Source organism: Nonomuraea antri (assembly GCF_013283785.1).
Classification (GTDB): domain Bacteria; phylum Actinomycetota; class Actinomycetes; order Streptosporangiales; family Streptosporangiaceae; genus Nonomuraea; species Nonomuraea antri.
Genome location: NZ_JABCPZ010000068.1, coordinates 1 through 21,197 on the forward strand (window position 1 = coordinate 1; position 21,197 = coordinate 21,197).

General features: G+C 71.9%; 16 protein-coding genes. 8 read left to right on the forward strand and 8 right to left on the reverse strand.

What is annotated here, in order from left to right:
* Positions 1 to 627: hypothetical protein (locus tag HII36_RS22780; RefSeq protein WP_217369833.1), on the forward strand; the 627-nt coding region annotated here is incomplete at its 5' end.
* Positions 628 to 707: 80 nt separating this feature from the next.
* Here the strand turns inward: HII36_RS22780 and HII36_RS22785 are convergent.
* From HII36_RS22785 to HII36_RS22810, 6 genes are all read right to left on the reverse strand, one after another.
* Positions 708 to 1,115, reverse strand: a complete 408-nt coding sequence (locus tag HII36_RS22785; RefSeq protein ID WP_173525261.1) for a VOC family protein — start codon at positions 1,113 to 1,115, stop codon at positions 708 to 710.
* A gap of 98 nt (positions 1,116 to 1,213) precedes the next feature.
* The gene (locus HII36_RS22790; protein WP_236003766.1) at positions 1,214 to 2,464 is read right to left on the reverse strand and encodes a right-handed parallel beta-helix repeat-containing protein; all 1,251 of its coding nucleotides are present in this window, start codon (positions 2,462 to 2,464) and stop codon (positions 1,214 to 1,216) included.
* 62 nt (positions 2,465 to 2,526) lie between these two features.
* Complete coding sequence (locus HII36_RS22795) at positions 2,527 to 4,305, reverse strand: glycoside hydrolase family 13 protein (RefSeq protein ID WP_173525262.1); 1,779 nt, start codon at positions 4,303 to 4,305, stop codon at positions 2,527 to 2,529.
* Between the two features lie 5 nt (positions 4,306 to 4,310).
* Complete coding sequence (locus HII36_RS22800) at positions 4,311 to 5,150, reverse strand: sugar ABC transporter permease (RefSeq protein ID WP_328807828.1); 840 nt, start codon at positions 5,148 to 5,150, stop codon at positions 4,311 to 4,313.
* Entirely contained in the window at positions 5,147 to 6,715 is a 1,569-nt protein-coding gene (locus tag HII36_RS22805; protein WP_173525263.1) for an ABC transporter permease subunit, read from the reverse strand. Before HII36_RS22805 ends, HII36_RS22800 begins: the two co-directional genes overlap by 4 nt.
* A gap of 4 nt (positions 6,716 to 6,719) precedes the next feature.
* Entirely contained in the window at positions 6,720 to 8,000 is a 1,281-nt protein-coding gene (locus tag HII36_RS22810; RefSeq protein WP_173525264.1) for a sugar ABC transporter substrate-binding protein, read from the reverse strand.
* A gap of 303 nt (positions 8,001 to 8,303) precedes the next feature.
* On the opposite strand from HII36_RS22810, the gene HII36_RS22815 reads away from it, so the two are divergent.
* Both HII36_RS22815 and HII36_RS22820 read left to right on the forward strand, forming a co-directional pair.
* Positions 8,304 to 9,809: a glycoside hydrolase family 13 protein gene (locus tag HII36_RS22815; RefSeq protein ID WP_173525265.1), complete on the forward strand. Its 1,506-nt coding sequence runs from the start codon at positions 8,304 to 8,306 to the stop codon at positions 9,807 to 9,809.
* Between the two features lie 65 nt (positions 9,810 to 9,874).
* The gene (locus tag HII36_RS22820) at positions 9,875 to 11,212 is read left to right on the forward strand and encodes a sensor histidine kinase (RefSeq protein ID WP_173525266.1); all 1,338 of its coding nucleotides are present in this window, start codon (positions 9,875 to 9,877) and stop codon (positions 11,210 to 11,212) included.
* 4 nt (positions 11,213 to 11,216) lie between these two features.
* Here the strand turns inward: HII36_RS22820 and HII36_RS22825 are convergent, their stop codons facing one another.
* Both HII36_RS22825 and HII36_RS22830 read right to left on the reverse strand, forming a co-directional pair.
* Positions 11,217 to 13,091, reverse strand: a complete 1,875-nt coding sequence (locus HII36_RS22825) for a hypothetical protein (protein ID WP_173525267.1) — start codon at positions 13,089 to 13,091, stop codon at positions 11,217 to 11,219.
* A gap of 77 nt (positions 13,092 to 13,168) precedes the next feature.
* Positions 13,169 to 14,494 carry a cation:dicarboxylate symporter family transporter gene (locus HII36_RS22830; RefSeq protein ID WP_173525268.1) on the reverse strand — a complete coding sequence of 442 codons (1,326 nt, stop codon included), beginning with the start codon at positions 14,492 to 14,494 and terminating at the stop codon, positions 13,169 to 13,171.
* Positions 14,495 to 14,578: 84 nt separating this feature from the next.
* On the opposite strand from HII36_RS22830, the gene HII36_RS22835 reads away from it, so the two are divergent.
* The 5 genes from HII36_RS22835 to HII36_RS22855 all read left to right on the forward strand — a co-directional run bounded on the left by HII36_RS22835 (position 14,579) and on the right by HII36_RS22855 (position 21,142).
* Positions 14,579 to 16,090, forward strand: coding sequence for a sensor histidine kinase (locus HII36_RS22835; protein ID WP_236003767.1), 1,512 nt, complete (start codon positions 14,579 to 14,581; stop codon positions 16,088 to 16,090).
* Entirely contained in the window at positions 16,087 to 16,752 is a 666-nt protein-coding gene (locus HII36_RS22840; protein WP_173525269.1) for a response regulator, read from the forward strand. Before HII36_RS22835 ends, HII36_RS22840 begins: the two co-directional genes overlap by 4 nt.
* A gap of 72 nt (positions 16,753 to 16,824) precedes the next feature.
* Positions 16,825 to 18,873 (forward strand): N-acetylneuraminate synthase family protein, encoded by a 2,049-nt coding sequence (locus HII36_RS22845; protein ID WP_173525270.1) that lies wholly within the window; start codon positions 16,825 to 16,827, stop codon positions 18,871 to 18,873.
* A gap of 50 nt (positions 18,874 to 18,923) precedes the next feature.
* On the forward strand, positions 18,924 to 19,910 hold the full coding sequence (locus tag HII36_RS22850) for a glycosyltransferase family 2 protein (RefSeq protein ID WP_173525271.1): 987 nt from the start codon (positions 18,924 to 18,926) through the stop codon (positions 19,908 to 19,910).
* Entirely contained in the window at positions 19,907 to 21,142 is a 1,236-nt protein-coding gene (locus tag HII36_RS22855; RefSeq protein WP_173525272.1) for a polysialyltransferase family glycosyltransferase, read from the forward strand. The genes HII36_RS22850 and HII36_RS22855 overlap by 4 nt, the downstream gene beginning before the upstream one ends.
* Positions 21,143 to 21,197: the final 55 nt, after the last annotated feature.

Below are 21,197 nucleotides of genomic sequence, written 5' to 3' on the forward strand. Positions count from 1 at the left end.
GGGTGGGCCGGGTGGTTCGCGCGCGAGCTGGTCCCGCACGGCCCGCTGCACCAGGGGCGCTGGACGATCGGCCCGGACGCCCCCTGCCTGGCCCGCTCCCCCGGGCGGGCGCCGGGGCCGCAGTGGGCGCGGTTGCTCGCCGACGGGCATCCCGAGGGGTATCTCGGCTGGATCCCGAGCGGTTCCGGCCAGGTGGTGCCGCTACGGCCGCTGCCCGGGCCCGGCGACGCCGAGGTCACGTCCTACCGGGCGGCGGCGCGAGCCGGGACGCTGCCGCCGGTGCTGCTGTGGTGGATCAGCGGCCTGGACGCCTACGTGGTGCTCGACGGGCACGACCGGCTGGCGGCGGCACTGGCCGAAGCCGTCGAGCCGCCGCTGCTGGCCTTGCACAGAGCCGCCGCCGCCTCCGAGTCCGCCGCCGGGTCCAGTGTGGCGTCGCTGGAGCGGGAGGTGATCAACCAGGCGGTGGGCGCGCGTCAGGCCCTCGCCCGGCGCTACCAGGGGTTGTCCGACCGGCCCGCGGAGCCGCCCGCGGGGCCCGAGCGCACCCGCGCCTGGCCCATGCCGGGCGGCCTGGCGGCCTGGAACCGCCACGCCGCCGGCTGGACCGCGGCCGGACCCCGCTGACGGCGCCCGGCCGCGCCTGCCCTGATCAAGCCTCGCTCAGTCCCTGCTCAGACCAGGCTCAGACCCGGCTCAGACCAGGCTCAGTCCTCGCCGGACGGGCGTTCCTGCAGGACCCAGCCGTTGCCGTCGAGATCGTTGAAGAACACGAACGAGTTCCACCGCCCGCCCTTGCCCTCCGCCAGGGTCCCGTCCTTGGCGTAGTGCCGTACCGGGCTCACCTCGACCCCGCGCCCGGTCAGCTGCGCGCGGGCCGCGTCGATGTCGTCCACCACGATCTGCACCCCCTGCAGCGAGCCAGGGGGCGTCGTGCCGGACGCGCCGAGCACGATGGAGCAGCTGGACCCGGGCGGGGTCAGCTGCACGATCCGCATCTCGGGGCTCACCTGGGTGTCATGGTCCACGACGAACCCCAGGCTCTCGCCGTAGAACGCCTTGGCCTTCTCGACGTCCGTCACCGGGATGGGGATGACCTCGATCTTCCACTCCATGTGCCACGTTCCTCCTTCGTCCGCCTCGGACTCCGTTTCTACCGGAGCGTCGAACGGGCGGGCCGGGATTCGACACGGCACACGGGCGAGTTCGTGGATCAGTTCTGGTAGGCCCCCGCGTCGGGCGCGGCGGGCAGGGCCTTGCCCTTGAGGTCCTTGGCCAGCGCGGCCCCGCCGAACCAGACCGGCGTCAGGGGCAGGCCGCGGTCGATGGCCGGGGAGCCGGGCCGCAGCCGCAGGTCGGTGCGCGAGACGAACTTCGGGTCGGCCATGACCGACTTGGGGCCCAGCTTGAACCTGGCGGTGCGGCCCTGGTAGACGCTGCCGCCCTCGTCGGCGCCCTTGCCGTCCTCCCAGCCGGCCTCGCCGCCGACCACGATCACGTTGTTGCGCAGCTTCAGGATGGACGGCGCGCACCCGTCGTGGCAGGACCAGCCGATGGTGTCCTTGGCCGGCAGGTACACCGAGTTGTGCACCGCGACCGTGCCCTTGACCGGGCCGACGACGTGCTTGGAGCCGCGGGTGATGAGGAACGAGCCGCGCGAGCGCGAGGAGGTGACCACGTTGAAGGCGAAGACGTTGCCGGTGGCGGTCTTGCCCTTCTGCGCGCCGAGCTCGGTGAACGTCTCGTTGTTGCGCGCGATGTTGTGGGTGACGCGGTTGCGGTCGCCGTTGAAGATCTCCACGGCCGCGCCGTCGGTGCCGTAGTCCTTGCTCTTGGCGTAGCTGCCGGTGATGGTGTTGCCGGTGACCAGGTTGTCGTCGCCGTTGAGCAGCACGCCGAAGGCGCCGGAGTCGTTGTCGCCGCCCTCGTCGTTGACGCTCATCAGGTTGTTGTCGATCAGCTTGCTGTTCTTGAGCGTGTTGCGCGAGCCGGACGCGGTGACGAAGACGCCGGTGATGTTCTTGTCGGCCTGGACGCCGTCGAGCGTGTTGCGGTCGCCGGAGATCGTGAAGCCCGCCCAGCGGCAGCCGGTCGCGCGCAGCCCGCTGACCCGCCAGTAGTTGCCCTTGATGTCGACGCAGTCGCCGTCCTTGCCGCTGATCTTGGGCAGCGCGCCCGAGCCGTAGGGGCGCAGCACGATGGGCTGGGCGGCGGTGCCCTTGGCCGACAGGGTGAGCGGCGCGGCGAAGGAGCTGCCGCGCTTGATGTTGATCACGTCACCCGGCTTGAACTCGGTGGCGTTGACCTTGTCGAGCGACTTCCACGCCGTGGCCTCGCCGGTGCCGGCCGCGGCGTCGTCGCCCGACTTGGAGTCGACGTAGTACGTGGTGCCCGCCAGGGTGGAAGCCGAGGCCGGTACGGCGGGGAGCAACGACGCCATGACGGCCACTGCGAGCAACCTCATCAGAGCACACACCACCACTATCTAGTTGAAATCAGAACAGGCAGGCGCCAACCGTAGCGTGATCACCGTGAGACACGCCAGATTCGCAACGACGGCCCCTCACCGGGGATCACGTCGCCGTCCGGGGCATTGTAGACCCCTTCGGCCTGCGTCCCGATCTCGACCGGCGTTCCCGGCGCCCGGCGGACGGACACCAGCAGCGTCTCGGCGTACGTCTCGCGGGCGAACACCAGATGGTCGGCGTCGGCGTGCAGCCAGCGCAGCCCGCCGTGGCGCAGCGCGGGCTCGGCGGCGCGCAGCCCGAACAGGGCGCGGTAGGCCGCGAGCGTGTCCCGGTCCTGGTCGTGCGGCCGGTTCCAGGGCATCGGGGTACGCGAGTGCTCGCCGTTGACACCGGTCAGGCCGAACTCGCTGCCGGCGAACACCATGGGCGTGCCGGGCAGCGTGGCCTGCAGGCCGAGCGCCAGCAGGTGACGTTCGCGCGAGCCGGTCACGGTGCGGATGCGCGGCGAGTCGTGCGAGTCGAGCAGCTGCCAGGAGTGCGTCAGCGAGCGCCAGGACATCTGCCCGGCGAACGCGCGGAACGTGGCCAGCGTGGCCTGTCCGTCGCGCGCCGGCACGCCGCCAGGGACGCCGAGGAAGTGCTCCAGGTCCAGCTCCGGGCCGCGCAGCCAGGCCCAGACCGGGCGGGTGAAGCCGCCGTAGTTCATGGTGCCGTGCCAGCCGTCGCGGTCCAGGTCCTGGGTGGCGTCGTGGTTGTGCTCGGCGATGAACGCGGCCTCGGGCCCGAGCCTGCGCCGCAGGTCGGCGGCGACCTCGTGGTTGTGGTCGGCGCCGCCGAGCCGGCCGGTCATGTTCGCCACGTCCACGCGCCAGCCGTCGAGCGGGCCGAGCCACTTCTTCAGCACCGCGCGCATGCTGGAGCGCACCAGCTCGCTGCCCCAGTTGAGCTTGGGCAGCGATTTCACGCCCCACCAGGACTCGTAGTCGCCGGTCTCCGGGTCGAAGTAGAACATCTCCCGTTCCGGCGCGTGCACGTCGGACACGGCGGCGGTGAACCACTCGTGGGTGTCGCCGCAGTGGTTGGTGGTGATGTCGCCGAGCAGCCGCATGCCGCGCGCGTGCAGCGCGGCCGACAGGCGGTGCAGCGCCTCGTCGCCGCCGAGCAGCGGGTCGACCCGCTCGAAGCTGGCGGCGTCGTAGCGGTGGTTGGAGCGGGCCGGGAAGATCGGCGTCAGGTAGACGGTGTTCACGCCGAGCCCCTGGACGTGGTCCAGGCGCTCGGCGATGCCGTCCAGGTCGCCGCCGTAGAACTGCTCGGCGGTGCCGGGGCCGCTGGGGATCACCGGGTCGCGGTCCCAGTCGCGCGGCAGCGCCCAGTCCGGCAGGTCCCGCATCGGGCGCGAGCGGGCGAACCGGTCGGGGAAGATCTGGTAGACGATCGCGTCGGACATCCACGCCGGTGGGGCCTGGTGGCAGACCAGGCGGAAGTCGCTCGCGTCGGTCAGGTCGTGGCCGGCGATCCCGGCCGCGGTCAGCCAGCGCTGGCCGGTGCCGGTGTGCAGCAGGAACCGGTAGCGGGTGACCGGGTTGACGGCGGTGATCTCCGCCTTCCACCACACGTCGGTGCGGCCGTAGCCGGTGGCGCCGGCGCGGGCCGCGTCGACGGCGGCCGCGGTGTAGCGGGGCTCGCCGTCGTACACGGTCCGTACGTGCACCGCCGTCACCCCGGCGGCCCGGGGCGCGCGGATCCAGACGGTCACCGGCGCGCCCAGCGCGGGCTCGGCCGTGGAGACGTACAGGGCCGAGCCGTCGTGATGCGGCTCGTGGAGATGACGCACGGCACCTATCCCTTGACAGCCCCGGCCGTGAGGCCGGAGACGATGTACTTCTGCAACCAGAGGAACACACCCACGGTCGGAACCGCGGTCAGCAGCGTGCCCGCGGCGAACATGCCGAAGTTCGCGTTGCGGTGGTCACCGGCGATCATGCCGAACATGCCGACGGCCAGCGTCTTGCTCTCCGGGTCGCGCAGGAACACGTTGGCCATGATGAACTCGCTCATCGTGCCGATGAACGCCAGCAGCGCGGTGACCGCCAGGATCGGCGTGACCAGCGGCATGATGATCCGCCAGAAGATCTGCGCGTGGGTGGCGCCGTCGACGGTGGCGGCCTCGTCCAGCTCCTTGGGCACGGTGTCCAGGAAGCCCTTCATCAGCCAGGTGTTCACGCCCAGCGCGCCGCCCAGGTAGAGCAGCATGAGGCCCCACACGGTGTCGAAGCCGAACGCCGGGTACAGCTCGGTCACCTCGGTGAAGATCATGAAGATCGTCACGATGGCCAGGAACTGCGGGAACATCTGGATGAGCAGCAGCGCGAGCAGCCCGATCCGGCGGCCGGCGAAGCGCATGCGGCTGAAGGCGTACGCGGCGCACATCGACAGCAGCAGGCTGGCGAACGAGGCGGTCAGCGCGATGAACACCGAGTTGAAGAACCACCGCGCGAACGGGTACGTCTCCGAGGAGAACAGGTGGACGAAGTTGTCCAGGCTCGCCCCGGTGGGCACCAGGTCGGTGGAGGCCAGCGTGCCCAGCGGGTTGATCGCCGCGGAGACCACGAACAGGATCGGGAACAGCGCGAACACGCACACGACCAGCACGAAAACATGTCTGAGCGCGATTTTCACGCGTAGACCTCCTCCTGCTTGCGTGTCCTGCGGAAGGCCACGGTGGAGATGACGGCCACGATCGCGAAGATGAACACCGAGATCGCCGCGGCGAAGCCGAACTGCGCGCCGCCGGCGCCGAACGCCAGCCTGAAGGTGTAGGTGATGAGCAGGTCGGTGCGGCCCACCTGCGGGCTCTCGGTGGGGAACGGCCCGCCGTCGGTGGTGAGCGCGATCGCGTTGAAGTTGTTGAAGTTGTAGGCGAACGACGAGATCAGCAGCGGCGTGAGCGCGACCAGCAGCAGCGGCAGCGTCACCCGGCGGAACGCCTTGACCGGGGTGGCGCCGTCGATGGCGGCGGCCTCGGTCAGCTCGCGCGGGATCGCCTGCAGCGCGCCGGTGGTGACCAGGAACATGTACGGGAAGCCGAGCCACAGGTTGACCAGGATCACGCCGAGCCTGGCGGTGCCGGTCTGGCCGAGCCAGTCGACGTGCAGCCCGAACAGCGAGTTGATCAGGCCGAAGTCCTGGTTGAACATGTCGCGCCAGACCAGCAGCATCGCGAACGACGGCATCGCGTACGGCAGGATCAGCACGATCCGGTACGCCTTGGTGGCGCGCATGCGCGGGTGGTGCAGCGCCAGCGCCACGCCCATGCCGAGCGCGAACGAGGCCAGCACCGAGGTCAGCGCGAAGACGACGTTCCACCCGAACACGCTCAGGAAGTAGCCCGAGATCGTGGGGTTGGTCAGCACCCGGGTGAAGTTGTCGAGGCCGACGTTGACCTGCCAGCCCTGCGCCAGGTGCTCGCCCTTGGCGTTGACGAAGTAGCCCTGGCCCTCGTCGGCGGTCCAGGTGTCGCCGTTGCCGCGCACGCAGTCGCAGCCGGCGTCGTAGACCAGCGCGGCCCGTCCTTCGACGGCGCGGCTCAGGCCGTTGGCCTTGATCACGCCGCCCGGCGTGGGCACGGCGAACGCGGAGATCTCCTGGCCCCTGGCCGCGGCCTCGGGCGCCTTGAGCACGGTGTAGCCGGGCGCCTGCTGCACCTTGCCGGTCACGCCCAGCCGGGCGCCGGGCAGCGGGGCCAGCCCGTCGGGGGTGCCCACCTGGGCCTGCTTGGTCTTGGGGTCGACCAGCAGGAAGACCAGCTCCTCGCCGCGCAGCGCGGCGGTCAGGCTGTACTCGGGCGAGCCCGGCGCCTGACGGACCGAGCCGGTCTCGATGGCGACGATCGCCTCCTGCTTGTCGCCGCGGTGGCCGTCGCCGAAGTTGGTGAACGCGGTGGTCACCGTGTAGACGACCGGGAACACCTGGAAGGCGAGCAGGAAGATCGTGCCGGGGATGAGGTACTTGGCCGGGATGAAGCGGCGGGTCAGATACAGGTAGGCGATGGCCGCCGTGACCAGGCCGAGCAGGGTCAGCGACACCCACGACTCGGCGGTGACGAGCGGCGGCACCGCGTAGAGCAGGATCGCTGCCGCCACGGCGAGCACCGCGATCCTGCTCACCACGAACGCGGTGGTGATCTCCCGGCGGGGCCGCGGAGACACCGGGGTCTCCGCGGCCGCACGGACGTCCACAGCCATGTCGTCAGTTCTTGAGCGAGCCGTCGATGGCCTTCTGCGCGGCCGTGGCGGCCTTGGCCGCGTCGCCGCCCTTGACCACGGCCTGCTCGGCGATGCCGAACGGCTCCCAGATGGCCGCCATCTCGGGGATGGCCGGCATGGGGAAGCCGTCCTTGCCCGCGTCCATGAACTTGACGGCGTCGGGGTCGGCGGCCTTGACCTCGTCGAGCGCGGCGGTCAGCGCCGGGGGCCGCGGGTCGGCCTGGTAGAGGGCCTTGGCGACGTCCTTGTTCGTCACGTAGTTGGCGACGAACTCCTGGGCCAGGGCCTTGCTCTTGCCCTTGGACGCGACGAAGAACGACTGGACGCCGACGAACGGGGTGGCGGGCTTGCCGTCCTTGAACGCCGGGACCGGGGTGATGTCGTAGGAGATGCCGCCCTTCTTGATCTCGCTGATGGCCCACGGGCCGGAGACCAGGAACGCGCACTTGCCGCCGGCGAAGTTCACGATGTAGTTCTCGTTGGTGATCGACGTCTTGAGCGCGCCGTCACCCTTCTCGCCGAGTTCCTTGAGCTTGCCGAAGGCCTTGATCGACTCGGGCGAGCCGACCAGCACCTGCTTGGGGTCGGGGTCGCCGGTCGGGGTGGTGCCGAACAGCGCGCCGCCGCCGGAGGCGAAGATCGGGTAGGCGTGGAAGGCGTCGCCCTTCTGCCCGACGGGCAGGCAGAGCGCTTCCTTGACCTTGCCGTCGGCCTTGAGCTTCTTGCCGGTGGCGATCATGTCGTCGAGCGTGGCGGGCGCGTCGGGGACGAGCTCGGTGTTGCGGATCAGGGCGAGGTTCTCCACCGCGTACGGCGCGCCGTAGATCTGCCCGTTGAAGGTGACCGCCTTGAGGGCGATCGGGGAGAAGGAGGCCTTCTGCTCCTCGGTGAGGTTGACCGGGTCGATGGCGCCGTTCTGCACCATGTTGCCGATCCAGTCATGCGCGCCGATGACGATGTCCGGGCCGCTGCCCTGCTGCGAGGCGTTGAGGAAGGTGATCTGGTTGTCCTTGCTGATCTCCTTGACCTCGACGCTCACGCCGTTGTCGGTGCCGAACTGCTCGGCGAAGGGCTGGAGCGGCTTGACCCGGTTCGGGTCGGCCCAGATGACGAGCTTGCCGCTGCCCTGCCCGGCGGGCGCGGACGCCTCGGCCGAGCCGGTGGGCGCGGCCGACGGGGCCGCCGCCGGGGTTTCGCCGCCGCACGCCGTGGCGGCGAACGCGAGGGAGGCGAGGGCGGCGACGCCCAGAGCCCGCATGCGCATGAGACCTCCTGAAAGAAGCGGCGGCGCCTCCACGCGCCGCCGCTGAAAGATCCGCTTTTCACCGCTTTCGCGGCTTATGAGTCCGGGACGTTAGCGGCTCTTTGCAAGTTTTGGAAGAACTTGCGAAAGACAGTTACCGGATCCAGACCCTACGCAGAGCCTGCTGACCTAGCAAACGAGGCCGATCCTGGAGATCTTCAGGATTTGCAACTTTCCGCAACTTGCGCTTGACCATCCGCGGCCGCCGCGTCAAGCTGCACAGACATCACCCGCATCTTGGGGCATCCCGGGGGAAGGACGACCATGCTCGGCAACAGCCTGCTCAGCAACGACGACTGGTGGCGCGACGCCGTCGTGTACCAGGTGTATCCCCGCAGCTTCGCCGACGCCGACGGCGACGGGACCGGCGACCTGGCGGGCGTCCGAAGCCGGCTCGGCTACCTGCGCGACCTGGGCGTGGACGCGATCTGGCTGAGCCCGTTCTACCCCTCGCCGATGGCCGACGGCGGCTACGACGTCTCCGACTACCGCGACGTGGACCCGATGTTCGGCACGCTCGCCGACTTCGACGCGCTGGTCGCCGACGCGCACGCGCTGGACATCCGGGTGATCGTGGACCTGGTGCCGAACCACTCCTCAGACCGGCACCCCTGGTTCCAGGCCGGGCTGCGCGACCGCTACATCTTCCGCGACGAGCCCAACGACTGGGAGTCCATCTTCGGCGGCCCGGCCTGGACCCAGGTCGAGGACGGCCAGTGGTACCTGCACCTGTTCGCGCCCGAGCAGCCCGACCTCAACTGGGACCACCCCGAGGTGCGCGCCGCCTTCCGCGACATCCTGCGCTTCTGGCTCGACCGGGGCGTCGACGGCTTCCGCGTGGACGTCGCGCACGGCATGGTCAAGGCCGCCGGCCTGCCCGACGTGGGGCCCAAGGAGGGCCGCCAGGCCGAGCTGCTGGGCGACGAGGTGCTGCCGTACTTCGACCAGGACGGCGTGCACGACATCTACCGCGAGTGGCGGCCGATCCTCGACTCCTACCCCGGCGGGCGGATGGCGGTGGCCGAGGCGTGGGTGTCCTCCCCCGAGCGGCTGGCCCGCTACATCAGCCCGGACGAGCTGCACCAGGCGTTCAACTTCGACTTCATGCTCGCCGACTTCCACGCCAAGTCCTTCCGCACCGTCATCGAGAAGGCGCTGAAGGAGTCCGAGCTGGTCGGCGCGCCGACCACGTGGGTGCTGTCCAACCACGACAAGCCGCGCCACGTCACCAGGCACGGCGGTCCGGCCCGCGCCCGCGCCGCCACGCTGCTCATGCTGGCCCTGCCCGGCTCGGCCTACCTCTACAACGGCGAGGAGCTGGGCCTGCCCGAGGTGCTCGACCTGCCGGACGAGCTGCGCCAGGACCCGGCGTTCAAGCGGACCGGCGAGAGCCGCGACGGCTGCCGGGTGCCGATCCCGTGGACCAGCTCCCCCGGCCTCGGCTGGCGCGACCCGTGGCTGCCGATCCCCGAGTCGTGGGCGACGCTGTCGGCCGAGGCGCAGGAGGACGACCCCGCCTCCACGCTGAACCTGTACCGGGCCGCGCTCAGGCTGCGCAAGGCCCACCCGGCCCTCGGCGGAGGCACGCTGACCTGGCTCGACGCCCCCAAGGACGTGCTGGTCATCGGGCGCGACCCCGGCCTGGTCGTGGTGCTCAACACCGGCGACGAGCCGGTCCGCGTCCCCGGCGAGGTGCTGCTGGCCAGCGGCCCGCTGACCGCGGACGGAGCCATCCCGCCGGACACCGCCGCCTGGCTCCAGCAGGACTGACAGGTTGGCCGAAACTTTCCCCTCACTGGGCAAATCGCTGCAATCACCGTTTGTAACCTCAGTAAGTGTCACCCCTGGCTAAGTCCCTCCGCGGACGCGTCACCCTCATCGCGACGGTCGTCGCGGCCCTCGTGCTGATCCCGGTCGGCGTCGCGGGGGTGGCCGTGGCCAGGTCGGTGGTGACGGCGTCGGTGTTCAGGGAGACCAGGGAGACCGCCGAGCGCGTGGCCGCCGAGCTGCGCGACGGGCTGCTGCCGCTGGGCGCCTCCATCCCGGTGCCCAACCCGTCGGTCGACCTCATCCAGGTGGTGAGCGCCGACGGCCAGGTGCTGTCCAGCAGCGACGCGGCCAGGAACCTGCCGGTGCTCGGCGACGTGCGGCCCACGCCCGAGCGGCGGCTGGTCGACGACGTGAACTGCCTGCCGACCGAATGCCTGCACCTGACCGCGGTCCTGTCCGCCACGGACGCCGGCGCGCCCGTCGTGTACGCCGGCCGCAGCAGCCCGAGCGTGCTGTCCACCCGCATGCTCGAGGTGATCGTCTTCTCCCAGGTGGCGGCGCTCATCGGGCTGGCCTCCTGGGCCACCTGGCTGGTCACCGGGCGGGCGCTGCGCCCGGTCGCGGCCATGCGGGCCGAGCTGGACGAGGTCAACGCCAGCGACCTCAGCCGCCGGGTCACCCAGCCGCACGGCGAGGACGAGGTCGCGCTGCTGGCCCGCTCGATCAACGGCACCCTGGCCAGGCTGGAACGCTCGGCCGAGCAGCAGCGCCAGTTCGCCTCCGACGCCTCGCACGAGCTGCGCACCCCCATCGCCGGGCTGCGCGCGCAGCTGGAGAGCGCGCAGCTCTACCCGGACGACACCGACGTCCAGGCCCTGGTGGAGAGCGCGCTGCGCGACACCGACCGGCTGGAGGCGATCATCACCGACCTGCTGCTGCTGGCCAGGATCGGCTCCCGGGTGGACATGGCCAGGGAACGCGTGGACCTGGCCGACCTGGTGCACCAGGAGCTGGCCGTGCGCCACGACAAGATCCCGGTGCGCGCGGCGCTGGCCGACGGCGTCGCCGTCGAGGGCGTGCGGCTGCAACTGGCCAGGGTGCTGACGAACCTGCTCGACAACGCCGAACGGCACGCCGAGACCCGGGTGGACGTCCTGGTGTACCGGGAGGACGACATGGCCGTGCTGGCCGTGGAGAACGACGGCGTGGAGATCGCCGAGGCGGACCGGGCCCGCATCTTCGAGCGCTTCACCCGCCTGGACGCCGCCCGCAGCCGCGACGCCGGCGGCACCGGGCTGGGCCTGGCCATCGCCAGGGACGTGGCGATGGCGCACCGCGGCCAGATCCGCGTGGAGGACCGGCCGGGCGGCGCCCGGTTCGTGCTGCGCCTGCCCGCGGTGTGAGCGGCTACTTGAGCACGCGGGTGCGCTGGTCCTTGCCCGGGTAGACGATGACCAGGAACTCCTGCCCGGCGCCCTCGCCGGACCTGGGCCGCTCGGCGCCGCGCATGTGCACCCGGACCCGGTAGTGTCCCGGGCCCGCCGGCGTCAGGACGGGCATGCGCTCGATGCCGTCGGTGAAGACGAGCCAGCCGCGTTTGCTGTGGTAGCCGACCTCGACGACACGTTCCCACCCCTTGAGCTCCACCGGCGGCCGGGTGCGGTAGGACTCGGCGGTGACGCAGACGTGCATGGCCTCGTCGGCGGTGAGCACGGCCAGGTTGTCGGGGGCCGAGCCGACCAGGCCGTTGGTGTAGGCGTGCTCCATGGCGGGGAACCGGTCGCCGTCGGGCCCCTCGTCGCCCTCGTAGACCTCCAGCACGCCCGCTTCCGACCACAGGGTGCCGCGCCCGGCCGTGACCGTGAAGATGCGCGGGCGATGCCTGGGCAGGGCCGCGCAGCGCCGCTTCGCGGCGGCGATGAAGCGCTCGTTCTCCTGCCGCTGCCGTTCCTCCTCCTCGGCCTCGCGCCGCTCGACGTCGCCGCACAGCACGGGCAGGAGCTCGGCCAGCCCCCAGTGGCGCTCGTCGGCGCCCGCCGGGGCGTCCTGGCCGCGCATCCGCTGCTCGCACAGGCGGCGGCCGATCGTCACCAGGTTCTGGTCGGGGGTGTGGGCGTACCGCTCGGCCAGGCCGCTGCCGTAGCTGCGGCGCACCTCGCAGACGAAGGCGCTCTCGCGCTCGGCGTCGGTGGTCCGCCCCGGCTCGCACGTCTCGGCCGTCTCCAGGGTGATCTCCCCGCGGACGCCGCCGGCCTCGAGCAGCCCGGCCAGCAGCGTCACGACGGCCAGCGCCGCCACCGCGCGCGAGATCGCGCCCCGGTGGACCGGGCCGGGACGGCGCACGCGGACCGCGAAGACGATCAGCGCGGCGGTCAGCAGTTCATAGCCGCGCCAGACGGCGGAGGGGCCGTCAAGGAACCCGGCCCACTGCGTCTCGCATCCGGGGGCGAGTGCGACGTCCATCCCGGCCAGGCCGAGGGCGAACACGGCGTCGGCCGCCACGTGGCCGGCGGCCACCCAGCCCAGCGCCCGGCCCCACCGCACGTACCCCTTGCGGGCCAGCAGCGCCCAGCCCGCGAACGCGACCGCGGCGACCACCAGCCCGGGGACCTGTTGCAGCACGAACACGACGTAGAGCAGGTCGAAGTACAGCCACAGGCCCGCGCAGACGCCGGGATTCTGGATGACCGACGTCGAGTACTCGGAGGTGCCGAACCAGATCGTCGCGGCCGAAAAGGCGATCATGACCAGCGCGAGACCCCAGGCGACCAGCGAAGGGCCCCAGCGCACCGGCAGCGGTGCCGGACGCCGCCGCGGCGGGCGCAGGCGCACCAGGAGCAGCACGGCCGACAGCGTGAACGCGGCGCTGTACCACAGCGGCGAGATCCCCGGCAGGACCAGCGGGGCGGGGTCGAGACCCATCCGCTCGGCCAGGACGGCCCGCGAGGCCTCGCTCGGCAGCAGCGCGGCGAGCCGGGCCGGCAGGTGGTCGCCGCCGGGCCGGGACGTCAGCGAGGCCAAGACCCCCGCCGCCGCGACGGCCAGCAGCACCCCCGCCACCACCCGGACGACCACCCGCCTGCGCCGCAGGACGACGGCGAGCAGCACCAGCGGCACCAGCGCGCCCGCGCCCACGGCCAGGTCGAGCGGGCGGAGCGGGCCGCCGGTCTCCGGCAGGACCCCGGACCACCACGGCCGCCCCAGCACGACGTCGGCGACCGTGGGCGCGGCGGCCAGCACGACCGCCAGAACCAGCCGCGCGGCCTCGAAACGCTTCAGCACCGGCGATTTCCGATCAAGGGAGGAAAGGGCGTGCCATCCTTACCGGAACCACCACACCCTGTCCATCCCCCCAGTGGCTACACGGAGGCCATCTCCCGTTTCTCGTCGGGCTCCTCGTCGGGTTCCTCGTCGAGCAGCGTGGCCTCGTCGAACGGCGCCCGCCCGGCCAGCACCAGCTCGGCCCGCTCCCGGTCGAACTCGCCGGTCCAGATGCCCACCAGCACGGTCGCCACCGCGTTGCCGGCGAAGTTCGTCAGCGCCCTGGCCTCGGACATGAACCGGTCGATGCCGACGATGAGCCCGACGCCGTCCACCAGCTCGGGCCGGTGCGACTGCAGCCCGCCGGCCAGCGTGGCCAGCCCTGCGCCGGTCACCCCGGCCGCGCCCTTGGAGGCGACCATCATGAACAGCAGCAGCGACACCTGCTCGCCGAAGCCGAGCGGCGCGCCGGTGGCCGAGGCGATGAACAGCGTGGCCATGGTCAGGTAGATCATCGTGCCGTCGAGGTTGAAGGAGTAGCCGGTCGGCACCGTGATGCCGGTGACGGCCCGGCTGACGCCCAGGTGCTCCATCTTGGCGATGAGCCGGGGCAGCGCAGACTCCGACGACGAGGTCGACAGGATGAGCAGGAACTCCCGTCCCAGGTAACGCAGCAGCGACCACAGGTTGATCCTGGCCACCAGCCACAGCAGCGCGCCCAGCACCACGCCCACGAACAGCAGGCAGGTGAGGTAGAAGGCGACCATGATGATGGCCAGGCTCTTGAGGGCGTCGATGCCGGTCGCGCCGACCACGGCGGCGATCGCGCCGAACGCGCCCACCGGCGCGGCCCACATGACCATGGCCAGGATGCGGAACACCAGCCGCTGAACGTGCTCGATCCCGCGCAGGATCGGCGTGCCCTTGGCGCCCATGGCCTGCAGCGCGAACCCGGCCAGCAACGCCACCAGCAGCGTCTGCAGCACCGAGCCCTCGGTGAAGGCCGACACGAGCGTGGTGGGGATGACGCCGAGCAGGAACTCGACGGTGGACGCCTCGCCGCCCTTGGCCGCCTCGGCCTCGGCGGCCTGCCTGGCGGCGTCGGTGAGCTGCAGCCCGGCGCCCGGGTCGATGACGTTGCCCACCGCCAGTCCGATGAGCAGCGCGACGACGGTCATGACCATGAAGTAGCCGAGCGCGAGACCGCCGACCTTGCCGACCTTGGCGGCCTGCCGTACCGAGCCGACGCCCAGCACGATGGTGCAGAAGATGATCGGGCTGATCATCATCTTGATGAGCGCGACGAATCCGGTTCCGAGGGGTTTGAGTTCCTTGCCGACGTCCGGCCAGATGAATCCGACCGCGATGCCGAGGACGACCGCCACGATGACGGCCAGGTACAGATAGCGAGTGCGATCACGCATGGGGGGACTCCGCTTGACGAACCTGCTGTTCGTGCGACTATGCGGCGCGGGGTGACGCAGGTCACCATTGCGTAAGTTTCGTTCATGGGAGTGTTCGCGATGCGCCGCTGGAGCCTGGCCGGGCAGATGCTGGTCCTGCAGCTTCTCGTGGTGGCCGTCACGGTCGCGGGCGGCGGCGCGCTGGCCCTGGTGCAGGTGCAGGACCTGCTCACCGACGAGGCGGGGGCCACGGCGAGCGCCGTCGCGCTGAGCGTGGCCGCCGCCCCCGACGTGCAGGCCGCGCTGGAGCGGGCCGAGCCGACCCGCACGCTGCAGCCGTACGCCGAGAAGGTCCGCCGGGCCACCGGCGTCGACTTCATCACCATCATGAAACCGGACGGCACCCGCTACACCCACCCCAACCCGGCCGAGATCGGCCGCCGGTTCCTCGGGCACACCGAGCGGGCGCTGGCCGGCGAGACGTTCACCGAGACCTACACCGGCACGCTGGGGCCGTCCGAGCGGGCGGTCACCCCGGTCGTCGACGCGCGCGGCCGGGTGCTGGCGCTGGTGAGCGCGGGCATCAGGATCGACAAGATCAGCGCCAGGCTGCAGGCGGAGCTGGCCTGGGGCGCGCTGGTCGTCGCGCTGGCGCTGGCGCTCGGGGCGGCGGGGGCGTGGCTGGTCACCGTCCGGCTGCGGCGTCAGACGCACGGGCTGGGGCCGGTCGAGCTGGGCCGCATCCACGACCACCACGACGCGGTCCTGCACGCGGTGCGCGAGGGGTTGCTGCTGATCGGCCCCGACGGCACGCTCACGCTCTGCAACGACGCGGCCAGGCTGCTGCTCGGGCTGCCGCCCGACGCCGAGGGCCGGCACGTCTCCGCGTTCGGCCTGGCCGAGCCGCTGTCCGGGACGGAGGAGCGCGTCCTGCTGGCCGGTGACCGGGTGCTGGCCGTCAGCAGCGCGCCGAGCAGGCTCGGCACGGTGGTCACCGTCCGCGACCACACCGAGCTGCAGGCGCTGGCCGGGCAGCTCGACGCCGAACGCGGCTTCGCCGAGTCGCTGCGCTCGGCCGCGCACGAGGCGGCCAACCGGCTGCACACCGTGATCACGCTGGTTGAGCTGGGCCGCACCGAGCAGGCGGTGGCGTTCGGCACGGCCGAGCTGCGCGCCGCGCAGGAGCTGACCGACCGGGTGGTCGGCGCGGTACGCGAGCCGGTGCTCGCCGCGCTGCTGCTGGGCAAGAGCGCCGAGGCGGCCGAGCGCGGCGGCGAGCTGGTGATCAGCGACGACAGCGAGCTGGACGAGCACGGGCTCGACGCGCGCGAGCTGGTGACGATCGTCGGCAACCTGATCGACAACGCCGTCGACGCCGCCACCCGCGTCGAGGTGCGGCTGCGCACGGAGGCCGGCGGCGTGCTGATCCAGGTGTCCGACGACGGCCCGGGCCCGGCCGACCCGGCGGCGTTCGCCAGGGGCTGGACGACCAAGGGCGACGGGCGCGGCCTCGGCCTGGCCCTGGTCGGCCAGGCCGTGCGGCGGCTGGGCGGCACGATCGAGGTGGCGGGCTCGGCGTTCACCGTCCGCCTGCCGGTGCGGGAGCGGGTGTCATGATCTCGGTGCTGGTCGTGGAGGACGAGGAGATCACCGCCGAGGCGAACCGGATCTACGTCGAGCAGGCGCCCGGCTTCCAGGTGGCCGGGGTGGCCCGCAGCGGCGGCGAGGCGCTGCGCTTCCTCCGCCGCACCCCGGTCGACCTGATCCTGCTCGACCTGTACCTGCCCGACCTGCACGGGCTGGAGGTGTGCCGGGCGGCGCGGGCCGGCGGGCTGCTGTGCGACGTCATCGCCATCACCTCGGCCAGGGACCTGGCGATGGTGCGCTCGGCGGTGTCGCTGGGCGTGTCGCAGTACCTGCTCAAGCCGTTCACGCGGGCGGCGCTGATGGAGAAACTCGCCCGTTACGCCAGGTTCAAGGAGGAGTCCCGGCAGATCGTCGGGCAGAGCGACGTGGACCGGGTGCTCGGCGCCCTGAAGGGCAGCACCGAACTGCCCAAGGGCCTGTCCAGGGACACGCTCGACACGGTCGCGGCCGAGGTGCGCGGGCACCCGGAGGGCCTGCCTGCGCAGGCTGTGGGCGAGGCGATCGGAGTGTCCAGGGTGACGGCACGCCGCTACCTGGAACACCTGGTGGAGCTGGGGATGGCGATCCGCGTCCCGAGGTACGGCGCGGTGGGCCGGCCAGAGTTGCTCTACCGGATCCCCATGGAAAGTTAATGACGGTGACGCTGGCCGTTCAATCCGGCCATCTAGCTTCTGGGTGCAAACCGTATGCACTGAGGAGTCACGTTGCGAGTCCTGGCCGTAGTTCCCGCCCGCGGAGGTTCGGCGGGCGTTCCCCTGAAGAACCTCGCCCCGGTGGGCGGCATCCCGCTGGTGACCCGCGCGGTGCGGGCCTGCCTGCGGGCCGAGCTGGTCGACCAGGTGGTGGTCAGCACCGATCACGCCGGGATCGCCGAGGCCGCCGCGCAGGCGGGGGCGTACGTCGTCGATCGTCCGGAGGAGCTGAGCGGCGCGACCGCCTCCAGCGAGTCCGCGGTGCTGCACGCGCTCGACGCGCTCGCCGCCGACGGGCTCCAGCCCGAGGTGGTCGTGCTGGTGCAGTGCACGAGCGCGTTCATCGACCCGGCCGACCTGTCGGCCGCCGTGCGGCGGGTGCTGGACGGCCAGGCCGACGTCGTCTTCTCCGGCCTGGCCACCCACGAGTTCCTGTGGACGCCGGCCGGCGCGGGCGTCAACCACGACCCGTCGTTCCGCCCGCGCAGGCAGGACCGGGAGCCGCAGTTCCGCGAGACCGGCGCGTTCTACGTGATGCGCGCGGCCGGGCTGCGCGAGCACGGGCACCGCTTCTTCGGCGAGGTGGCCGTGCAGGCGGTGCCGTCGCAGCACGCGGTCGAGGTGGACACGCCCGAGGACCTGGAGGTCGTGCGCGCGCTGGCGCCGTTCGTGGACGCGCCCGAGCCGATCGACGTCGACGCGGTCATCACCGACTTCGACGGCGTGCACACCGACGACCGCGCCTACGTCGACTCAGACGGCCGCGAGATGGTGCTGGTCAGCCGCTCGGACGGGATGGGCGTGTCCCTGCTGCGGCGGGCCGGGGTGAAGGTGCTGGTGATGTCCACCGAGCACAACCCGGTGGTGGCGGCGCGGGCCCGCAAGCTGGGCGTGCCGGTGCTGCAGGGCCTGGCCGAGAAGCGCACGGTGCTGCGCGACTGGCTGACCATCGAGGGCCTCGACCCGGCCCGCGTGGCCTACGTCGGCAACGACGTCAACGACCTGGGTCCGATGGCCGAGGTCGGCTGGCCGATCGCGACGCCCGACGCGCACCCGCGGGTGCGCGCCGCGGCCCGCGTCGTGCTGACCAAGGCCGGCGGTTCCGGCGCGGTGCGCGAGCTGTGCGACCGGGTGATCGCCTCCCGCCCCGAGCCCGCCGTGACCGAGACGGTCAAGGCGCGGCCCAGGCTGGGCCCGGTGGCGATCGGCGACGTACTGGTCGGCGACGGCGAGCCGGTGTACGTGATCGGCGAGATCGGCATCAACCACAACGGCGACCTGGACCTGGCCAGGAAGCTCATCGACGTGGCCGCCGACGCCGGCTGCCAGGCGGTCAAGTTCCAGAAGCGCACCCCGGCGATCTGCGTGCCCGAGGAGCAGAAGGGGCAGATCAGGCAGACGCCGTGGGGCGAGATGACGTACCTGGAGTACAAGGAGCGCACCGAGTTCGGCCGCGACGAGTACCGGCAGATCGCCAAGTACTGCGACGAGCGGGGCCTGCACTGGTTCGCCTCCCCGTGGGACGTGCCGTCGGTGGAGTTCCTGGAGGAGATGGACGTCCTGGCGCACAAGGTGGCCTCGGCCAGCGTCGCCGACCACGAGCTGCTGCGTGCCCTGGCCGCGACCGGCAAGCCGGTCCTGCTGTCGACCGGCATGTCCACCCTGTCGGAGATCGACAAGGCGGTGGAGATCCTCGGCACCGACAACCTGATCATGATGCACGCCACGTCCACGTACCCGCTGCCGCCCGAGGAGGCGAACCTGCGCACGATCACCACGCTGAAGGAGCGCTACCGGGTGCCGGTCGGCTACTCCGGGCACGAGCGCGGGCTGCAGATCTCGCTGGCCGCCGTCACGCTGGGCGCGGTCTGCGTGGAGCGCCACATCACGCTGGACCGGACGATGTGGGGCTCCGACCACGCGGCCTCGCTGGAGCCGGCCGGGCTGGAGCACCTGGTGCGTGACATCCGGATCATCGAGCAGGCGCTGGGCGACGGCGTCAAGCGGGTCTTCCCCGGCGAGGAGGCGCCGAAGGCCCGTCTGCGCCGCGTGACCGTCTGACCAGCCCGTCGTCAGTACGGCCGCAAGGGCCGTACCAGGAGAACAGAACATTGATCACTCTCTCGGTCGTCGTGCCGGTGCGTGACGGCGAGCGTTTCATCGCCGACGCGCTCGCCTCGCTCAGCCGCAACGCCCGGCACGACTTCGAGTTCATCGTGGTGGACGACGGTTCCGTGGACGCCACGGGCGCCATCGTCGAGGACTTCCTCGGTGAGCTGCCCGGGCTGAACGTGTTGCGCAACCCGGCCCCGGTCGGCCTGGCGGACGCGCGCAACACCGGCCTGTCGCTGGCCACCGGCCGGTACGTGACGTTCATGGACGGCGACGACTGGCTGGCCCCCGGCTACCTGGCCGAGCTGGTCGCCGCCATCGAGGGGCTGGGCTGCGACTTCGTCCGGGTCGACCACGTGCAGGTGGAGGGGCGCAAGCGGGTGGTGCACCGGGCGCCGCTCAGCCACCGCGGCACGGTGCTGAGCCCGCGCGAGGCGATCCTGCCGGCCGGGGTGAAGACCATGGTGGACTACCCGTACGCGTGGGCGGGCGTCTACCGGCGCTCGCTGCGCGACCTGCTGCACTTCCCCGGCTCGCTGCACACCGCCGAGGACCGGCCGTGGATCTGGCGGCTGCACCGCGAGGCGGCCACGTTCGCGGTGGTGTCGCTGGCCGGGGTGTTCTACCGGCGGCTGGTGTCCGGCTCGCTCACACAGGTGGGCGACGAGCGGCAGCTGCACTTCTTCGACGCCTTCGAGCTGGTGTTCAAGGACCTGGAGGCGGAGTTCCTGCCCAAGGCCGCGCGTAACTTCTGCGCGCTGCTGGCGCACCACCTGGAGCTGGCCGGCCGGTTCACCCCGGCGCTGCGCGCCCGCTTCGAGGAGCGCGGCGCGCAGATGGTGCGCGCGCTGCCGGTCGACCTGGTGACCGAGGCGGTGTCCAGGATGTCGGCCGAGCGCGAGCGTACGCTGCGGGCGCTGCTGCCCGACCTGCCCCCCAGCCCGCACGTCCGGCTCCGCCGCGACCGTGAGGAGTCAGATCGATGAAGGTCTTCTACGCCTCGACCCTGTTCGGCGCGATGTCGCTGGCCGCGGCCATCGACGAAGGCAGGTTCGGCGACGGCCGCCGGGTGCTGATCGTGTCGAACAACGCGGCGATCCCCGAGGTGTCGGTGCCGCTGGACGGCACGCCCGGCTTCGCCGCGCTGCGCTCCCGCTTCGAGGCGGTGCACTCGTGGAACGAGCTGATCGCGCCGCTGCACCCGTCGGACTGGAGGGCGCGCGTCATCGAGGTGCCGATGCTGGAGCGGCTCGTCCGCGCCCGGTGGGGCCTGGACGGCGTCGAGGAGCTGGTGCTGGAGTCGATCGCGGTGGCCCCGGCCAGGACGGTCGCCGGGCTGGTGCGCGACTGCCCGATCACCGTCTACTCCGACGGCCTGATGAGCTACGGCCCCACCCGCGACCCGCTGCCGGCCGAGATCTTCCGCCGCATCGGCCGCCTGCTCCACCTCGACCTGGTGCCCGGCCTGACGCCGCTGCTGCTCAGCGAGTACGGCGTGCCGCCCGAGATCCTGCCGGACGCGGCGTTCCTGTCGATCGTCGACCAGGTGGCCGCGACCGCGCCCACCATGCCCGCCGGGCGGGCGATGATCCTCGGCCAGTACCTGTCGGCGCTGGAGATCGTCACGCCGGAGGAGGAGGCCGGCCTGCACGAGAGCATGCTCGCCGCGCTGGCCGCGCGCGGCTACACCGAGGTCGTCTTCAAACCGCACCCGGCGGCTGGCCGCCGCCACGCCCAGCTCCTGCGGCCCGCGGCCGAGCGGCTGGGCGTGCGGCTGTCGGTGGCGGGCGAGAGCGTGCCCGCCGAGGTGTGCTTCGCGGCGCTGCGTCCCGAGCTGGTGGTGGGCTGCTTCTCCACCGGGCTGGTGACGGCGGCGCGGTACTTCGGGCTGCAGGTGGCCTCGTTCGGCGCGGGGCTGGTGCTGGAGCGGCTGACGCCGTACGAGAACAGCAACCGGATCCCGGCCACGATCGTGGACGCCATGCTGCCCCGGATGTCGGCCGAGGGCGCGATCGACCGTCCGCCGGCGGTGGACCTGCCCGCGCTGGTGCGTGCCGTGGGTTACTGCATGCAGGCTGAGGCGTACCCCGAACTGCGGCCCTCGGGGATCACCTTCGATCCCCGGTACTTCCGCCGCAAGCGCCTCGAAACGCTCGGCCTCACCGCGAGACCCACCGTGCTCACCCGCCTCCGCCGCAAGATCCGCGCCACCCTCTGACCCCGAGCGCCGGGTCGGGGGCCGATGCGGCCCGGCGCGAGGCGGTCGGGTGGCC